The sequence below is a fragment of the Pseudomonas sp. PIC25 genome, from assembly GCF_002286785.1.
In the GTDB taxonomy this organism is placed as follows: domain Bacteria; phylum Pseudomonadota; class Gammaproteobacteria; order Pseudomonadales; family Pseudomonadaceae; genus Pseudomonas_M.
Genome location: NZ_MUJY01000185.1, coordinates 1 through 17880 on the forward strand (window position 1 = coordinate 1; position 17880 = coordinate 17880).

The following is a 17880-nucleotide window of genomic DNA, read 5'->3' on the forward strand; positions in this document are numbered from 1 at the left end:
CACCGCCCAAGGCCATCAAGGCCCAGGACGGTGAAGATTTCGAAGACCCGCTATCCAGTGGATCGGAAGGCTGCTCCGCTTAAGTGAACAGCATTAGGCCCTGAGGCCGGCTTTTTCATGCCTGGATCAGACCGCTCGGCGTGTCGACGGGCGATAAACGTGGCATTCACCACCTATATAAATCAATGACTTAGGCGAAAAATGGGCGCCGTTATTGGCATGATTGAGCCAGATAAAGTGGCATTCCCCGTCGAAATGACCGGAATAAATGGCATTTTCCGTATGCCCTACATTCCGGGCACTACAAGCCTCAAGAGCCGCTGCCTCCAAGCCAGGTGCATGCTGGGCTGAGCGGATTGACAACCTGTCAATGGAGCCCAGAGTAAAAGGGATCAAAGCCCAAGGGAATCCCCATCTGTCATGGGATGCAAAGCTCGGCTGTCCTACATCAGCAGCCTGGATTTCCCCGAATCGGCTGCGATACCAAACCACCGTAGCGCCATTATCGGCTTGGCTTTCCAGGATTGAGCGCAGCTGTTCGCGGAATTCGACGCTACGGTGCTCATCGCAAAGCAGCGGAAGAAGCCGTCAAAGGCTTGCCCCGCATCGGTTTGGAGCAATATGTCCTCACGGTCGAGCAGTGCCTGGAGCACTGTGCCTCGTCGCGGTGGCCGGCAGCTGCCCCTGCGCTATACCAGATGCCAGGGGACTGGCTGGGCAGGAGCGCAGGGGCGATGAAAAAGGCAATTGAGCAGTACACTTTGCAGGCACTGGTCGAGACTGGGGCGGCGCGGGAATTTCGAGTGCTGCGCGAAGACGAGGCCTGGCGCGCCTGGAGTTGCGTCTCGGGGTGAAATGGCTGGCGGTGCGCTCGCGACGGGAGCCAGTGCGGCTGTGGCGCTCACTGGCGGCGGTGGGGCGGTTTTGTGAGGGGGTGGGGATCAAGGCACTGACGGTGGAGCTCTAGCCCACACAGCCTATCGGCGTCGCGCCCGCCATAGTTCCTCAATGTCGAGGTCGTTCAGCGCCTCACGCATTCGCCTGAACGCATTATCCGAAAAGCGCGGATGCTTGGCTGAACCAAACTCGAAGACATGACGGCAATTCACATCCTCGTCGATCCCTAAATGATCTCGCAAAACCTTGGCCTTGGGCTGGGTCAGTCCGAGCTTCTGGGCAAGCTCTGCTGCTCCCAGGTAGAACTTCTTCTGAAGATCCAGCTCACGTACCGCCGCCGCATCAGCAGGATCGTCACCTCTGAGATAGCGCACAGGAGCGCCTTCCTTCTTAGAGAAATGAACGACCAAGTTCACTCCTTCACCGTCTGTACGCGTCCCCACCGTGGAGAGTCGAGGAAACACCTCAAGAATGTCCTGCCCTGCCCGCACCGCCTTCTCGATACGGTCGATGTCTCGCTCGGAGATAACGACCTCCTCCACGGCAATCGACTCCATCGCCAGCAAGGAGCGAATCCGTGCACGGGCTTCGTCCCGATGCCGACGACCCGGCTCCAGTAACTCCCGAATCAACCGATATTCGCGATCTACCAGGAACTCGAAATCACCGGGAGGCATAGTCGAGACGGGCAAAACGCGAGTGGGGATGTGATTTATCAACGCATCCTCCAGCGCACGCTGAAGGTAGGCATCAAACGCAGTGATCAATGCTCGCGTGTTGAGGTAGAGCAGATCCTCGGCGACCACGACAAACCAGTGCTGGGCCGCATCCCTAAGGCTATCAATGGCACGCATCGCGCCGGCTTCCTCCGCCGTCAGGCCAAAGTGCGCCGTACAGAGTCCGAGGCACTTATCAAAGCTAATCGAGCGCCCTGCCTCTTTGTCGAAGACCTTGGCCTTGTTCTGCACCAGCACGGCCTTCAACAACATCTCGCAGGCATGCTGAAGGTGCAGCAGTACCGTAGTGATTCGCCCATCGTCATCGAAGCTATTGAACGCCTGCATACCCGTGCGAAGAGAGCAGAGTGCCTTGGTTTTGAGAGTTCTTGCGTCTCGAACCAGCTTCATAAGTCATCCCGCACACAGGCTAGTAGTGGGCTCCAATCCTACCGCCAATACATGGGTTGCGGTGAACGTGGACTGCTCTGCACAGGGCTAGAAATCAATCAGAACCGCTCGACGTTATCTAGCGTTATAGGCTCCAGTGGATGACCTGATGCCTGTTCACCTAGCCTGAAAATCAGCCGTTTGACCGCTCGCTCCAACCATTCCTGATCAAGGTGCGAGAGCTCATCAAAGTCCGTTGATTTAGCCTTCCGAGCCGTCAGGGCACTGCCTTTTTCAGTGGATAACTCACCGACCCGGTTTAGGACTGCTCTATCGATCATGAACTGAACACAAGCTTGCGCTCGATTTCCCGCCTGACGCTCAAGCAGGGTCAAGATGAAATAGGCCATGGCCTGTAAAGGCTCATTCCCACGTCGATACCCGAGCCATCGTCGGTAGGCATGTTGGGCGAACTCTGACGCGCTGAAGCTTTCTGGTGGTTGAGGATAGCGTCTAAGTGTCAGGTGGCAGCTAACACTGGAGCTGAGAGTGATCACTGAGCAGCCTTCTAACGTGACGATCTGCGGTTCACCCGGAGGGGGAGGGTTGCGATCAACCTCATCTGCGCGGCTGTATGTAAATCTGATCGTGCCTAGGTTGCGCTTGAGATCTGACTCAATCTCCCAGGCCCGAAGAAACGGCTCAATGGCCTGACTGGCTTCCTGGCCACTGCCAAAATGCTCGGTAGGGACAACTTTCAGCTCCCCATCAACCAGGTAAAAATCGCCCAGGTGATTCGAGAACGACAGTGGCTCCGGATTCTCGTAGGAGATGTCCTCGGAGGAACTGACTGCGAAGTACACCGCCTCTACATGTGGATCTCTCACATAGTGCCCCGGAAGGTATCGCAGGCTGCCCAGAGGGCTTTGTTGATACTGCCCTGGTTGATCCTAGCGTTCACTACTCATTCCTCTACGGATTTGTCTTGTAGCCTCTTGGTTGCGGACTCGATTTGTTTGATGCTGTTTTCCGGGGTCGGGAGGTCTTCAGGCATGGTGCCTCCCAACTCGGCGATGGTCTCCCGAACCTTTCTGCCGACCTCGAAATGAACTTGGTTGGCCTGTTGCTTGCCCTTGACGTTATCTCGGCGCAACTTTTCTTCGGCCTGTGTAGCACGGAACAGGTTGGCTGCCAGTTCAGTTGAGCCCATGTGATCAAGAATCTTCTGACTCTTCTTCAGGCCTTTTCGCCGGTGAATGGCTTTCTGATCAAGTCCTCCATAGAGGCCCTGATAGCCATGATTCTGGAAGATGGCGAAGTCCAACCCCGTTTCCACGCCTGCCTGCTGGGCCACCTCGACAAGCTGCTTGTTGTGCTCTCGCAGCTCATTGCGCAATAGCAAGCGCTTCTGATCTTCCTTCAGCCGCTGGAAGGTAGCGTCGTCAGCCAGCTCCTGGCGGCGTGTCTGAACGGCGAAGTAGGTCTGCCCAGCAGCGATCACCGGCTTGGAAGGATCACCGTTCTGGACAACCAGGTAGCAGGCATAGCGCGAAAGCTTTACATCTTGCAATTCACGCTGGGCACCCGAGCCAATAGTGACCATTCCGAGCGCATCCTCGAAATGGTCTTCAATGGCGTGCCCACTGTTGCCGCAGGCCTCTTTAGCTCGTGCCAGTACCGGCAGGAAATGCCGATACTCTGAGTATTCAAGCAGCTTGGACAGGCTCCTCGCAGACCAGTATTCCGCGCCGTGCTCGTCTGTCTGCTTCAGCTGTTCAAACGACTGGTGCTGCTCGTTCATTAGCCTTCTCCTTGGTGTTCAATAGGTCTATCGCAAGGGCGTTCAGGCGTAACCAATCCCCCCTTTTGCTGAAGGACTTCTATCTTATTGCCACAGTCGGGAACTGTGGTGTGGTCTCAAGCGTGCCGCATCGTCCTACCCATCAGCGATGGGCTGCCATGGGCGATGCTATTTTGATTGCCATGAATTGCAGCGCTCCGCCTCCCCCTCAGAATCTCCCAGATTCCGGCCCCGCCAAAACGAGATTTTCCAACATTTCTCTGTAGCCTCACTACATAACCTACCAGTGGCGGGTTCTGCACCTATCGCTAATACCCTAATCCACAAAGGAAAACCCCGGCGCTAGGCCGGGGTAGTGGGCGATTTTTGCATGCCAATAACTCGCACAAACATGCCAATTAATCTGCCCGTCGACAGGCGGTCAAACGTCCAGGTTGGAGACCGCCAGGGCGTTGCTTTCGATGAAGTCGCGACGGGGCTCCACCGCGTCGCCCATCAAGGTATTGAAGATCTGGTCGGCCGCGATGGCATCTTCGATGGTCACCTTGAGCATACGGCGCACGTTCGGGTCCATGGTGGTTTCCCACAGCTGCTCCGGGTTCATCTCGCCCAACCCCTTGTAGCGCTGGATGCTATGCCGCTTGGTGCTTTCGGTCATCAGCCAGGCCAGTGCATCCTTGAAGGTGGAGACCGGTTTCTTGCGCTCGCCACGCTGTACGTAAGCGCCTTCTTCCAACAGACTGTTCAATTGATCGCCCAATGCGGTGACCGTCTTGTAGTCGTTGCTGGCGAAGAAATCGCGATTGAAGGTGATGTAGCTGGAGAGGCCATGGGCAACCAGCTCCACCTCCGGCAGCCACAGATGACGCTCGCGATCCTCACGCAGACTGGCCTTGTAGGTCAGCCCTGACTTCTCGGCCAGCTTCAGCCGCGCCTGGAACTGCTCCAGCCAGCCCTGCATGCTGCTCTGGTCGGCCAGTTGCTCGACGGTCACACGGGGCAAGTAAACGAAGTGCTCGGTCAGTTCCTGCGGGTAGAGGCGAGAAAGGCGGGAAAGCGTCTTCATCACCGTGCGGTAGTCGTTGACCAGTTTTTCCAGCGCCGGGCCGGACAGCCCCGGCGCACTCTCGTTCACATGCAAGCTGGCCTCTTCCAAGGCCGACTGAGTCATGTATTCCTCCATCGCCTCGTCGTCCTTGATGTACTGCTCCTGCTTGCCTTTCTTCACTTTGTAGAGCGGTGGCTGGGCAATATAGATATAGCCGCGCTCGATCAGCTCGGGGAGCTGGCGGAAGAAGAAAGTCAGCAGCAGGGTACGGATGTGCGAACCGTCGACATCAGCATCGGTCATGATGATGATGTTGTGGTAACGCAGCTTCTCGATGTTGTACTCCTCGCGGCCGATACCGCAGCCAAGAGCGGTAATCAACGTACCGACTTCCTGGGAGGAGAGCATCTTGTCGAAGCGAGCCTTTTCCACGTTGAGGATCTTGCCCTTGAGCGGCAGGATCGCCTGGGTCTTGCGGTTTCGGCCCTGCTTGGCAGAACCGCCTGCGGAGTCACCCTCCACGATGTAGAGTTCCGACAACGCCGGGTCTTTTTCCTGGCAGTCGGCAAGTTTTCCGGGCAGGCCAGCGATATCCAGCGCGCCTTTACGACGGGTCATCTCCCGCGCCTTGCGTGCCGCCTCGCGGGCACGCGCCGCGTCGATCATCTTGCCGACCACGGCCTTGGCTTCGTTCGGATTTTCCAGCAGGAAGTCGGCGAAGTACTTGCCCATTTCCTGTTCCACCGCGGTCTTCACCTCGGAGGACACCAGCTTGTCCTTGGTCTGCGAGCTGAACTTGGGATCGGGAACCTTGACCGAGATGATCGCCGTCAGGCCTTCGCGCGCATCGTCGCCGGTAGTGGCGACCTTGAACTTCTTCGCCAGACCTTCTTGCTCAATGTAATTGTTCAGGTGACGGGTGAGGGCGGAGCGGAAGCCTGCCAAATGCGTACCGCCGTCACGCTGCGGGATGTTGTTGGTAAAGCAGAGAATGTTTTCGTTGAAACTGTCGTTCCACTGCAAAGCGACTTCGACGCCGATACCGTCATCCCGCTGCACATTGAAATGGAACACTTGGTTCACTGCGGTCTTGTTGGTGTTCAGATACTCGACGAAGGCCTTGAGGCCGCCTTCGTATTTGAACAGCTCTTCCTTGCCGCTCCGCTCGTCCTTGAGAACGATGCCGACGCCCGAGTTAAGGAACGACAGCTCGCGCAAACGCTTGGCCAGGATGTCCCAACTGAAATGGATGTTGGTGAAGGTCTCGGCGGAAGCCTTGAAGTGAATCTCTGTGCCCGTCCCATCAGTGTCACCGACCGGGGCCAGCGGCGCCTGGGGCACACCATGGCGGTAGATTTGCTCCCATACCTTGCCGGAGCGGCGAATGGTCAGGCGCAGCTCTTCGGACAGAGCATTCACGACGGAAACGCCTACGCCGTGCAGACCACCGGATACCTTGTAGGTGTTGTCATCGAACTTACCGCCGGCATGCAGCACGGTCATGATGACCTCCGCTGCCGAAACACCTTCTTCCTTATGAATATCCACCGGAATGCCCCGGCCGTTATCCCGAACCGTGATGGACTCGTCTGGATGAACAGTGATGCTGATTTCGGAGCAATAGCCGGCCAACGCTTCGTCGATGGAGTTATCGACCACCTCGAACACCATATGGTGCAGACCGGTTCCATCGTCGGTATCCCCGATGTACATACCGGGGCGCTTGCGTACGGCATCCAGGCCCTTCAGCACCTTGATACTGGAGGAATCGTACGTGTTGTTCTCGCTCATGCTTCACTCCGATGGTCTTGGGTGATACGACCATGTTCCACGTGGAACATGGCGACTGGCGTATCCGTCTGCCAGCCATCTCTCAACAATTCTTTGTCAACGCAGGTGATGAACACCTGGCACTGTAAATCTTCCAACAAACGGCAAAGCGCTTTGCGGTGCTGCTCATCCAGCTCCGAGGGCAGGTCATCTACCAAATAAATGCACTGTCCTCTCTTGGCCTGGTTAACCAAATGGCCCTGAGCGATGCGCAACGCGCAAACGACAAGTTTCTGCTGGCCTCGAGACAAGATATCCGCCGCGCTATGTGCGCCGAGGCGTAAGCGAAGATCGGCGCGCTGCGGCCCCGCCTGTGTGTGACCGAGCTGCTGATCTCTGAGAAGCGACGATTCGAGCACTTCCTTCAACAAACGGTCCTTGTCCCATCCGCGGTAATAGCTGAGCGTCAGACCACTCAGTTCAACCAAATGGCTGAGAACATCTTCGAAAACGGGCTTCAATGTCTGGATATAGACACGGCGATAACTGTCGATTTCGTCGCTGGCAAGACACAATTCTCTGTCCCAGGCCACCTGCGACGCGGGGTCAAGTGTACCATGCCGAAGCCACGAGTTCCGCTGCCTCAAGGCCTTCTGCAGGCGTTGCCAGGCCGGAAGGAAACGAGGTTCCACGTGGAACACTCCCCAATCCAGAAACTGACGACGAACTTTCGGCGCGCCTTCGAGCAAACGAAAGCTGTCCGGATTAATCAGTTGCAGCGGCAGGTTCTCCGCCAACTGGGCAGCACTGCGAGCGTTCTGCCCATCGATACGAATCTGAAATTCCCCTTGACGGTCACGAGAAACCCCCAGATTGCACTGTCCACCCTCGGCCAGATCGATCTGACCAAAAACCGTGCAAGAAAGCTGTTCGTGCTGAATTACCGGCGACAGACGTGTGCTGCGAAAAGAACGTGCAAGACCGAGAAGATAAATGGCTTCCAGCAAGCTGGTTTTTCCGCTGCCGTTGTCGCCGTAGAGGATGTTGATTCGGGGGGAAGGAGAGAGCGTCACCGGGTGCAGATTGCGCACCGCGGTGACTGTAACGCGGCTGAGGGACATTGAACGGCTTACAGACGCATCGGCATTACGACGTATGCGGAATCGTCGTTATCGGCTTCCTGAAGCAGGGCGCTGCTGTTGGCGTCGGAAAGGATGAGGCGAACCTGTTCGGTCGTCATTACACCCAGCACGTCGAGCAGATAGCTGACGTTGAATCCGATTTCGAGGTTTCCGCCGTTGTAATCAACCGCAACTTCTTCCTCGGCTTCTTCCTGCTCCGGGTTGTTCGCCTGAATCTTCAGCAGGCCGGACGCCAGCAGCAAACGAATGCCCCGGTACTTCTCGTTGGAAAGAATTGCCGTGCGGCTGAAAGCTTCGCGCAGCAACTGACGGTCACCGATGACCAGCTTGTCGCCGCCGCGCGGCAGAACGCGTTCGTAATCAGGGAACTTGCCGTCCACCAGTTTGGAGGTGAAGGTGAACTCACCCGTCGTTGCACGGATGTGATGCTGGCCGAGCACGATGCTGACTTCGCCGTCTTGCTCCGTGAGGAGACGCGCTAACTCCAGGATGCCCTTACGGGGAACGATCACCTGATGACGATCGGCCTGCTCGATGCCCGCTTGCATGGAGCACATCGCCAGACGGTGACCATCGGTGGCGACCGCACGAAGCAAGCCGGCGCTGACTTCCAGCAGCATACCGTTCAGGTAATAGCGGACATCCTGTTGCGCCATGGCAAACCCGGTGCGCTCGATCAGACGGCGCAGCTTGGCTTGGGGCAGGGTGAAGGTCAGCGAGCCAGGACCTTCTTCCACGGTAGGGAAATCGTTCGCCGGCAAGGTCGAGAGGGTAAAGCGGCTACGCCCGGTCTTCAGAACCAGCTTTTGATCGTCGACGCGGATATCGATCAGCGCATCGTTCGGCAGGCTCTTGCAGATATCCATCAGCTTGCGTGCCGGTACGGTGATTTCTCCGGGCTCGGCGGCGCCTTCTTCGAGCGTCACCCGCCCGACCAGTTCGACCTCCAGGTCGGTCCCGGTCAGTGACAGCTGCTGGCCCTCAACCACCAGCAGAACGTTGGAAAGCACCGGCAAGGTCTGGCGGCGTTCCACGACGCCGGCGACCAGTTGCAGGGGTTTCAACAAGGCTTCGCGTTGAATGGTGAAATGCATGGTCTAGTCCCTTGCCTCGTGGAGCTGCGTCGGACTCATGTGGTCAACGTTCGCAGCAGGTTCTTGTAATCCTCGCGAATATCCGCATCGGACTCCCTAAGTTCCGCAATCTTACGACAGGCGTGCAAGACTGTGGTGTGATCGCGCCCGCCGAAGGCATCGCCGATTTCCGGCAGGCTGTGGTTGGTCAGCTCCTTGGACAACGCCATCGCCACCTGACGTGGCCGCGCCACCGAACGAGAGCGGCGCTTGGAGAGCAGATCGGAAATTTTGATCTTGTAGTACTCAGCCACGGTGCGCTGGATATTGTCGACGCTGACCAGTTTGTCCTGTAGCGCCAGCAAATCCTTCAGCGACTCGCGAATCAATTCGATGGTAATGTCGCGCCCCATGAAGTGTGCATGGGCGATCACCCGTTTCAAGGCGCCTTCCAGCTCCCGCACATTGGAGCGGATGCGCTGGGCAATGAAGAATGCGGCGTCGTGAGGCAGATCGACCTTGGCCTGGTCGGCCTTTTTCATCAGGATGGCGACACGGGTTTCCAGTTCCGGCGGCTCTACCGCCACCGTCAGGCCCCAGCCAAAACGTGATTTCAGGCGTTCTTCCAGCCCCTCGATCTCCTTCGGATAGCGGTCGCTGGTGAGAATGACCTGCTGCCCACCTTCGAGAAGCGCATTGAAGGTGTGGAAGAACTCTTCCTGAGAACGCTCCTTCTTGGCAAAGAACTGAATGTCGTCGATCAGCAGCGCGTCCACCGACCGGTAAAAGCGCTTGAACTCGTTGATGGCGTTCAACTGCAACGCCTTGACCATGTCGGCCACGAAGCGCTCGGAATGCAGGTACACCACCTTGGCATTCGGATTCTTCTTCAGCAGGTGATTGCCGACCGCATGCATCAGGTGGGTCTTGCCCAAACCCACACCGCCATAAAGGAAGAGCGGGTTATAGCCGTGCTTGGGGTTATCCGCGACTTGCCAGGCGGCCGCGCGCGCAAGCTGGTTCGACTTGCCCTCGACGAAATTCTCGAATGTAAAGGTGCGATTCAGATAGCTCGTGTGCTTCAACGCACCTTCCACCTGAACGGAGCGCTCGGTACGCACTGCCGGAACCGGGGCCACCGAAGGAGTGGACGCCATGGAATCGAAGCTGGCACGCAAATTATCCAGCGCCATCGCTGTTTGCACCGGTTCGGTGGCAGGAGCCACAGGGGCGGAAACCGGATTCACCTTCGCTGCCGCGTTGGCAGCCGCCGTAGCAGCCGAAGCAGGGGCGGTCGGGGCAGGCCTGGCGGCGGAGCTGCGCTTGCTGCCTATTAATAAGGAGAGTGCAGGCACCAGACCGTTACCGCGCTCTCCCAACAGCTCGAGCAATCGTCCCAGATACTTCTCGTTGACCCAATCCAGTACGAAGCGGTTGGGTGCATAGACACGCAGTTCGTCGCCGGCGGCTTCAACCTGTAACGGGCGGATCCAGGTGTTGAATTGCTGGGCAGGCAGTTCATCGCGCAGAAGCTCCACGCACTGCTGCCAAAGTTCCACGGACACGGATATCCCCTACGTAGGAAAGGCGGCTAAGGCAAAAAACAAGCCGTTATTGTAGCCTCGGCAGCCTCAGTTATCCACACGAAGCGCCGCTCAGTCATATGGAAAATCAAAGCCTTATTCGATTCGTAGGTTTTTTCCAGGGCTGATCAAATCATGTGGATAACACGCCACCAACCAGGTGTTCCGACGAGGGGAAAAGCCTGGGGATGGCTCCGCTGTGGGTAAGTGCCCCATCCATCCCCAGCTTACCCAGCGGGTCCCCACATACATCCCACTCGTTCTCGACAAGCTTATCCTTCCTTCTACCACCGATGGGTTCTGGCCTGGCAAGGGTTTTCCACAGACCAGCCTCTGCCTAAACATCACTAACTCTTCAGAAAAGCTTTCATATATTTCTCTTCTTTTTTCTTGATTAGCCAAAGCCTGGTTGGAAATTGACCTGAGGCGCCGGTTTCTCTAGAATTGCCGGTCTCTTTAACGGGGGCCATTCCGGCCCGTAGTGGACCACCCAGGTATCGCATCATGAAACGCACCTTCCAACCCAGCACTCTCAAGCGCGCTCGTGTACATGGCTTCCGCGCTCGCATGGCCACCAAGAACGGTCGTCAAGTCCTGTCGCGTCGTCGCGCGAAAGGCCGCAAGCGCCTGACCGTCTGAACATCCCGGAACGGGTGGTGAGTCGAGGCTTCGGCCGGGAAAAGCGCCTGCTGACATCCCGGCACTTCAAAGCGGTATTCGACTCCCCCACCGGCAAGGTTCCTGGCAAGCACGTTCTGCTTCTCGCGCGCGACAATCTGCTGGATCACCCCCGCCTGGGGTTGGTAATCGGCAAGAAGGCCGTAAAGCTCTCCGTCGAGCGCAATCGCCTGAAACGCCTGATTCGCGAGTCATTCCGGCACAACCAGGAAAGCCTGGTCGGCTGGGATATCGTGGTGATCGCGCGCAAAGGTCTCGGCGATCTGGAAAATCCCGAACTCAGACAGCAGTTCGAGAAACTCTGGAGACGCTTGGCGCGCAGTCGCTCTCGTCCAGAAGCCCGAACCGAATCAGGGGTGTCCGATAGTCCCCATGCGTAAACTGGCCATCGCGTCGATCCAGTTTTATCGCTACGCCATCAGCCCCCTGATGGCCAGCCACTGTCGTTTCTACCCCAGCTGTTCCTGCTACGCGCAAGAGGCCATTGAAATCCATGGCCTCTTGCGTGGTGGCTGGCTGAGCCTGCGCAGGCTTGGCCGCTGTCACCCGTGGAATCCCGGCGGATATGATCCGGTTCCACCCGCCCCAACCTCCCGACCCCCTTCGATGGCCGAGTAATCATGGATATTCAACGCTCGATCCTGATCGTCGCCCTGGCAGTCGTGTCCTATCTGATGGTTCTCCAGTGGAACCAGGATTACGGCCAAGCCGCCTTGCCGACACAGAGTACCGCTGCGAACAGCGCAACCCCAGCGCTGCCGGAAACGCCGAGTTCCGGTAAAGCCAGCGACGATGTGCCGACCGCCAGCGGGGAGCATACCGATGCGGCCAATGCTCCCGCCGTGGCCAGCAACGAACTGATCCGCGTGGAAACCGACGTGCTGAACTTGGCCATCGACCCACTCGGTGGCGACATCGTTCAGTTGACGCTTCCGCAGTATCCGCGCCGCCAGGATCGTCCGGACGTTCCCTTCCAACTGTTCGATAACGGCGGTGAACGCCTCTACCTCGCGCAGAGTGGGCTTACCGGTGCGAATGGGCCGGATGCCCGCGCCAACGGCCGCCCGCTCTACTCCAGCGAGAAGCGCGATTATCGCCTGGCCAACGGCCAGGATGAGTTGGTCGTGGAACTGAAGTTCAGCGAAGCGGGGGTCAACTACACCAAGCGCTTCACCTTCAAGCGCGGCCAGTATGACCTTGGCGTGTCCTACCGTATCGAAAACCAAGGCGCGCAGGCCTGGACTGGTAATCTGTTCGCACAGCTAAAACGCGACGCGAGCAGCGATCCGTCCTCCAGCACCGCCACCGGGACCGCTACCTACCTGGGCGCAGCCCTCTGGACTCGTGACGAGCCTTACACCAAGGTTTCCATGAAGGACATGGACAAGCAGTCCTACAAGGAAACCGTGCAGGGCGGTTGGGTCGCCTGGCTGCAGCATTACTTCGTCACGGCCTGGGTACCTTCCAAGAACGACAGCAATCTGGTTCAGACCCGCAAGGACAGCCAGGGAAACTACATCATTGGTTTCACCGGCCCGGCGTTGAATGTACCTGCCGGCGCCAGCGCCGAAACCGGCGCAATGCTGTATGCCGGTCCGAAGATCCAGGGCAAGCTGGCTCAGTTGTCTCCCGGCCTCGAGCTGACCGTCGACTATGGCTTCCTCTGGTTCATCGCCCAGCCGATCTTCTGGCTGCTGGAACATATCCACAGCCTGCTCGGTAACTGGGGCTGGTCGATCATCGTACTGACCATCCTGATCAAGATGGCGTTCTTCCCCCTGTCCGCGGCCAGCTACAAATCGATGGCACGTATGCGTGCCGTTTCGCCGAAGTTGCAGGCGCTCAAGGAGCAGTACGGGGACGATCGTCAGAAAATGTCCCAGGCGATGATGGAGCTGTACAAGAAGGAGAAGATTAACCCGCTGGGCGGCTGCCTGCCGATCCTGGTGCAGATGCCGGTCTTCCTCGCCCTGTACTGGGTACTGCTGGAAAGCGTGGAAATGCGCCAGGCACCCTGGATGTTCTGGATCACAGACCTGTCGATCAAGGATCCGTTCTTCATCCTGCCGATCATCATGGGTGCCACGATGTTCATCCAGCAGCAGCTGAACCCCACCCCGCCGGACCCGATGCAGGCCAAGGTGATGAAGCTGATGCCGATCATTTTCACCTTCTTCTTCCTCTGGTTCCCGGCCGGTCTGGTGCTGTACTGGGTTGTGAACAACGTCCTGTCGATCGCCCAGCAGTGGTACATTACCCGGCGCATCGAGAGCGCCGCGAAGGCCTGACCGACCGGTTTACCAGCCTGAAAAGACGCCCCCTTCGTGGGGCGTCTTGCTATCCGCCCTTCAACGAGACAGACCATGACAGCCGTCCGCGAAACCATTGCTGCTATTGCCACCGCCCAAGGTCGTGGCGGTGTCGGGATCGTACGTGTGTCCGGCCCACTGGCCGTTGGCATGGCCAAAGACATCAGCGGTCGGGAACTGAAACCTCGCCATGCCCACTATGGCCCTTTCCTCGATGCGGATGGATTGGTTCTCGACGAAGGAATCGCATTGCTCTTCCCGGGGCCGAACTCTTTTACCGGAGAAGACGTTCTGGAGCTTCAGGGCCACGGCGGCCCAGTCGTACTCGATCTGCTGCTGCAACGCTGTCTGCAACTGGGAGCACGTCAGGCACGTCCCGGCGAATTCAGCGAACGCGCCTTTCTCAACGACAAACTTGATCTGGCCCAGGCGGAAGCCATCGCCGACCTGATCGAAGCCAGTTCCGAACAAGCTGCCCGTAACGCCCTCCGCTCCCTGCAGGGCGAGTTTTCCCGTCGGGTCCACGACCTGACGGAGCGGCTGATCGAACTGCGTATCTACGTCGAAGCTGCCATCGACTTCCCGGAAGAAGAGATTGACTTTCTCGCCGATGGTCATGTCCTCGGACTGCTGGATGGCGTTCGAGCGAAGTTATCCACAGTCCTGCGCGAAGCGGGGCAAGGTGCCTTACTGCGCGACGGAATGACGGTGGTCATTGCCGGCCGCCCGAATGCCGGCAAGTCGAGCCTGCTGAACGCCCTGGCGGGGCGCGAGGCGGCCATCGTCACGGATATCGCCGGTACGACCCGGGATGTGCTGCGAGAACATATCCACATCGACGGCATGCCCCTGCATGTCGTCGACACCGCAGGCCTTCGCGATACCCAGGATCAGGTGGAGCGAATTGGCGTGGAGCGCGCTCTCAAGGCGATTTCCGAAGCCGATCGCATCTTGTTGGTCGTGGATGCCAGCGCCCCGGAAGCGGCTGACCCTTTCTCGCTCTGGCCGGAATTCCTCGACACGCGGCCGGACCCGGCCAAAGTCACCCTGATCCGTAACAAAGCCGACCTCACCGGCGAAAACATCGCTCTGGAAGTCAGCCAGGATCGCCATGTCACTCTCAGCCTCTCGGCAAAGTCCGGCGAGGGCCTGGAGTTGCTGCGGGAACACCTGAAGGCCTGCATGGGGTACGAACAGACCGCCGAAAGCAGCTTCAGCGCACGGCGGCGCCATCTCGAAGCCTTGCGCCAGGCAGGCACCTATCTGGATCATGGCCGCGATCAACTCACGCAGGCAGGGGCGGGCGAACTGCTTGCCGAGGACCTGCGACAGGCTCAGCAGGCGCTGGGACAGATCACCGGGGCATTCAGCTCGGACGACCTGCTCGGTCGCATTTTCTCCAGCTTCTGCATCGGCAAGTAACCCAGCAGGTGCCTCTCCCTAGGCGTTTCGCTTGCCGAAGCGCCTATCTCCGCTTGTCATCACGAGCCGTTTCCACTGCGCGCATCGAAGGCCCACAAGACCGCTAAGCCCTGTTGATAACTGCCCCGGAACTACGTCCATAACCCTGGTGAAAAGCTTTTGGAAAAACCCCCTGTTGATAAACAGCAGCTTCATCCACAGGTAACCTACACTCTCCTACCACACTATAGGCAGGAACGGCACAGGCTTATCCTTCCTTGAATGCCTTGAATGCTAAGGCCTTGCGTCGGTTATCCACAGAAATAAAGTTCCTCAAGGTATAAACATAAAAAGAGTCTTTTAAAATTCTTTCTCTCTTTTTCTTAAAAGCCTGAGCGTACTGATCCTGAATCACAGGGTTGGCAGGCGCTGTCTATTTTTTGTCCAGAAGGCTTCTTTCGAACGGCCTAACTCCCTATACTTCACGCCTTTCCCCAATACCCAATCGGACAGGCACGAGGTGCGTGTGGATTTTCCTTCCCGTTTTGACGTGATCGTGATCGGCGGCGGTCATGCCGGTACCGAAGCTGCACTCGCGGCTGCACGCATGGGCGTGAAAACTCTGCTGCTGACCCACAATGTGGAAACCCTCGGGCAGATGAGCTGCAACCCTGCCATCGGCGGCATCGGCAAGAGCCATCTGGTGAAAGAGATCGATGCGCTTGGCGGTGCCATGGCGACGGCCACGGACAAAGGCGGTATCCAGTTCCGTGTACTCAACAGCCGCAAGGGGCCTGCAGTACGTGCGACCCGTGCACAGGCTGACCGGGTGCTTTACAAGGCAGCAATCCGGCAGGCTTTGGAAAACCAGCCGAACCTGTGGATATTTCAGCAGGCAGCCGACGACTTGATCGTCGAAAACGATCAGGTCCGCGGCGTTGTCACCCAGATGGGATTGCGCTTTTTAGCCGAATCCGTGGTGCTGACCACAGGGACCTTCCTCGGTGGACTTATCCACATTGGGTTGCAGAATTATTCAGGCGGCCGAGCCGGAGACCCGCCGTCCATTGCCCTTGCCCAGCGTTTGCGCGAACTGCCGTTACGCGTCGGCCGCTTGAAGACGGGGACTCCGCCGCGTATCGACGGTCGTACCGTGGATTTTTCCGTGATGACCGAGCAGCCGGGGGACACGCCCATTCCGGTCATGTCGTTCCTCGGTTCGAAAGAACAGCATCCGCAACAAATTAGCTGCTGGATCACCCATACCAATGCGCGGACGCACGAAATCATCGCCGCCAACCTGGATCGTTCGCCGATGTATTCCGGCGTGATCGAAGGGGTGGGCCCACGTTATTGCCCGTCGATCGAGGATAAAATCCATCGTTTTGCCGACAAGGACAGCCACCAGGTCTTCCTCGAGCCGGAAGGTCTGACGACGAACGAGCTGTATCCCAACGGCATCTCCACGTCGTTGCCGTTCGACGTGCAATTGCAGATCGTGCGCAGTATCCGTGGCATGGAGAACGCCCACATCGTTCGCCCGGGATATGCCATCGAATACGACTACTTCGACCCGCGCGATCTCAAGTACAGCTTGGAGACCAAGGTCATCGGTGGCCTATTCTTCGCCGGCCAGATCAACGGCACCACCGGCTATGAAGAGGCCGGTGCCCAGGGATTGCTCGCCGGCGCCAACGCGGCACTGCGGGCGCTTGGCAAGGACAGTTGGTGCCCGTGCCGCGACGAGGCCTACATTGGCGTGCTGGTGGACGATCTGATCACCCTCGGCACCCAGGAGCCCTATCGCATGTTCACGTCGCGCGCCGAATACCGGCTGATCCTGCGCGAAGACAACGCAGACCTGCGTCTGACCGAAAAGGGCCGCGAACTGGGGCTGGTGGACGATGCGCGCTGGGCGGCGTTCTGCGCCAAGCGGGAAAGCATCGAGCGGGAAGAGCAGCGCCTCAAGAGCACCTGGGTCCGCCCCGGCACGCCGGAGGGCGAGACCATTGCTTCGCGATTCGGCACGCCCCTGACTCACGAATACAACCTGCTCAGCCTGCTCAGCAGGCCGGAGATCGACTATGCCGGGTTGGCCGAGGTGACCGGTGGCGGCGCGGAGGACGCGCAAGTCGCCGAGCAGGTCGAGATCAAGACCAAGTACGCCGGCTATATCGATCGCCAGCAGGAAGAGATTCAGCGCCTGCGTGCGAGCGAGAACACGCGCCTACCACAGGATCTGGACTACAGCACCATTTCTGGACTGTCCAAGGAGATTCAGCACAAGCTCGGCCAGGCTCTCCCTGAGACGCTTGGCCAGGCCTCGCGCATTCCGGGCGTGACGCCGGCGGCCATTTCCCTGCTGTTGATCCACCTGAAGAAGCGGGGCGCCGGGCGCCAGTTGGAGCAGAGCGCCTGATGAGCTTGGTAACCCCCCGCCACGCCGAGGAACTCACGCGTGGCGCGCATGAACTCGGAATCGAACTCAACGACAACCAGCAGCAGCGTCTGCTGGGCTACCTCGGCCTGCTGATCAAGTGGAATAAGGCTTACAACCTCACCGCGGTGCGCGATCCGGACGAGATGGTTTCCCGCCACCTGCTCGATAGCCTGAGCGTGGTGCCTTACGTCGCAGAGGGCGGAGACAACTGGCTGGATGTCGGTAGCGGAGGTGGAATGCCGGGCATTCCGCTGGCAATCCTGTTTCCGCAACGCCATTTCACGCTGCTGGATTCCAATGGCAAGAAAACCCGATTCCTCACCCAGGTAAAGCTGGAGCTGAAGCTCGATAACCTCGAAGTTATCCACAGCCGGGTCGAGGCGTTTACGCCGGCGACACCCTTCGACGGTATCTGCTCGCGGGCTTTCAGCGCTTTGCAGGATTTCGCCAACTGGACGCGTCATCTCGGCAATGGCGACACCCGCTGGCTGGCCATGAAAGGCGTACACCCGGACGACGAGCTACAGGCCCTGCCAGAGGACTTCCGACTGGAACGGACGCACGTCCTCAAGGTTCCCGGTTGCCAAGGCCAGCGCCATCTGCTGATACTGCGCCGCACGGCTTAAGGGGGA

Annotated in this window: 14 protein-coding genes and 1 pseudogene; 8 read left to right on the forward strand and 7 right to left on the reverse strand. The window is 58.5% G+C overall.

Going from position 1 to position 17880, the window contains the following annotated elements; translation table 11 throughout:
* Positions 1-734: 734 nt before the first annotated feature.
* Positions 735-967 (forward strand): annotated as a pseudogene (locus BZL41_RS25215) (hypothetical protein).
* Between the two features lie 10 nt (positions 968-977).
* On the opposite strand, the gene BZL41_RS25220 reads toward BZL41_RS25215, so the two are convergent.
* The 7 genes from BZL41_RS25220 to dnaA form a co-directional block, all read right to left on the reverse strand.
* Positions 978-2024, reverse strand: a complete 1047-nt coding sequence (locus BZL41_RS25220; RefSeq protein WP_095601801.1) for a hypothetical protein — start codon at positions 2022-2024, stop codon at positions 978-980.
* Positions 2025-2122: 98 nt separating this feature from the next.
* On the reverse strand, positions 2123-2866 hold the full coding sequence (locus tag BZL41_RS28255) for a hypothetical protein (RefSeq protein ID WP_143518158.1): 744 nt from the start codon (positions 2864-2866) through the stop codon (positions 2123-2125).
* Between the two features lie 101 nt (positions 2867-2967).
* Positions 2968-3804: a DNA damage-inducible protein D gene (dinD, locus tag BZL41_RS25230; protein ID WP_095601803.1), complete on the reverse strand. Its 837-nt coding sequence runs from the start codon at positions 3802-3804 to the stop codon at positions 2968-2970.
* Between the two features lie 421 nt (positions 3805-4225).
* Positions 4226-6643 (reverse strand): DNA topoisomerase (ATP-hydrolyzing) subunit B, encoded by a 2418-nt coding sequence (gyrB, locus tag BZL41_RS25235; protein WP_095601804.1) that lies wholly within the window; start codon positions 6641-6643, stop codon positions 4226-4228.
* On the reverse strand, positions 6640-7743 hold the full coding sequence (recF, locus tag BZL41_RS25240; protein ID WP_095601805.1) for a DNA replication/repair protein RecF: 1104 nt from the start codon (positions 7741-7743) through the stop codon (positions 6640-6642). The genes gyrB and recF overlap by 4 nt, the downstream gene beginning before the upstream one ends.
* A gap of 8 nt (positions 7744-7751) precedes the next feature.
* The gene (dnaN, locus tag BZL41_RS25245) at positions 7752-8858 is read right to left on the reverse strand and encodes a DNA polymerase III subunit beta (RefSeq protein WP_095601806.1); all 1107 of its coding nucleotides are present in this window, start codon (positions 8856-8858) and stop codon (positions 7752-7754) included.
* Positions 8859-8893: 35 nt separating this feature from the next.
* Positions 8894-10402, reverse strand: a complete 1509-nt coding sequence (dnaA, locus tag BZL41_RS25250; protein ID WP_095601807.1) for a chromosomal replication initiator protein DnaA — start codon at positions 10400-10402, stop codon at positions 8894-8896.
* A gap of 522 nt (positions 10403-10924) precedes the next feature.
* Here dnaA and rpmH point away from each other — a divergent pair.
* The 7 genes from rpmH to rsmG all read left to right on the forward strand — a co-directional run bounded on the left by rpmH (position 10925) and on the right by rsmG (position 17874).
* Positions 10925-11059 carry a 50S ribosomal protein L34 gene (rpmH, locus tag BZL41_RS25255; protein WP_003100258.1) on the forward strand — a complete coding sequence of 45 codons (135 nt, stop codon included), beginning with the start codon at positions 10925-10927 and terminating at the stop codon, positions 11057-11059.
* A 14-nt stretch (positions 11060-11073) separates the two neighbouring features.
* On the forward strand, positions 11074-11478 hold the full coding sequence (rnpA, locus tag BZL41_RS25260) for a ribonuclease P protein component (protein ID WP_095601808.1): 405 nt from the start codon (positions 11074-11076) through the stop codon (positions 11476-11478).
* Positions 11471-11716, forward strand: coding sequence for a membrane protein insertion efficiency factor YidD (gene yidD / locus BZL41_RS25265; RefSeq protein ID WP_095601809.1), 246 nt, complete (start codon positions 11471-11473; stop codon positions 11714-11716). Before rnpA ends, yidD begins: the two co-directional genes overlap by 8 nt.
* A 2-nt stretch (positions 11717-11718) precedes the next feature.
* Positions 11719-13386 carry a membrane protein insertase YidC gene (gene yidC, locus BZL41_RS25270; RefSeq protein WP_095601810.1) on the forward strand — a complete coding sequence of 556 codons (1668 nt, stop codon included), beginning with the start codon at positions 11719-11721 and terminating at the stop codon, positions 13384-13386.
* 75 nt (positions 13387-13461) lie between these two features.
* The gene (mnmE, locus tag BZL41_RS25275) at positions 13462-14829 is read left to right on the forward strand and encodes a tRNA uridine-5-carboxymethylaminomethyl(34) synthesis GTPase MnmE (protein ID WP_095601811.1); all 1368 of its coding nucleotides are present in this window, start codon (positions 13462-13464) and stop codon (positions 14827-14829) included.
* 505 nt (positions 14830-15334) lie between these two features.
* Positions 15335-17227: a tRNA uridine-5-carboxymethylaminomethyl(34) synthesis enzyme MnmG gene (gene mnmG, locus BZL41_RS25280; RefSeq protein WP_095601812.1), complete on the forward strand. Its 1893-nt coding sequence runs from the start codon at positions 15335-15337 to the stop codon at positions 17225-17227.
* Positions 17227-17874, forward strand: coding sequence for a 16S rRNA (guanine(527)-N(7))-methyltransferase RsmG (gene rsmG / locus BZL41_RS25285; RefSeq protein ID WP_095601813.1), 648 nt, complete (start codon positions 17227-17229; stop codon positions 17872-17874). The genes mnmG and rsmG overlap by 1 nt, the downstream gene beginning before the upstream one ends.
* The last annotated feature ends 6 nt before the right edge of the window (positions 17875-17880 follow it).

Coding starts and splice junctions, on each gene's coding strand:
- dnaN (WP_095601806.1), bottom strand. CDS start 8,858: ATGCATTTCACCATTCAACGCGAAGCCTTGTTGAAACCCCTGCAACTG.
- rpmH (WP_003100258.1), top strand. CDS start 10,925: ATGAAACGCACCTTCCAACCCAGCACTCTCAAGCGCGCTCGTGTACAT.
- BZL41_RS25220 (WP_095601801.1), bottom strand. CDS start 2,024: ATGAAGCTGGTTCGAGACGCAAGAACTCTCAAAACCAAGGCACTCTGC.
- dinD (WP_095601803.1), bottom strand. CDS start 3,804: ATGAACGAGCAGCACCAGTCGTTTGAACAGCTGAAGCAGACAGACGAG.
- gyrB (WP_095601804.1), bottom strand. CDS start 6,643: ATGAGCGAGAACAACACGTACGATTCCTCCAGTATCAAGGTGCTGAAG.
- yidD (WP_095601809.1), top strand. CDS start 11,471: ATGCGTAAACTGGCCATCGCGTCGATCCAGTTTTATCGCTACGCCATC.
- yidC (WP_095601810.1), top strand. CDS start 11,719: ATGGATATTCAACGCTCGATCCTGATCGTCGCCCTGGCAGTCGTGTCC.
- mnmE (WP_095601811.1), top strand. CDS start 13,462: ATGACAGCCGTCCGCGAAACCATTGCTGCTATTGCCACCGCCCAAGGT.
- rsmG (WP_095601813.1), top strand. CDS start 17,227: ATGAGCTTGGTAACCCCCCGCCACGCCGAGGAACTCACGCGTGGCGCG.
- recF (WP_095601805.1), bottom strand. CDS start 7,743: ATGTCCCTCAGCCGCGTTACAGTCACCGCGGTGCGCAATCTGCACCCG.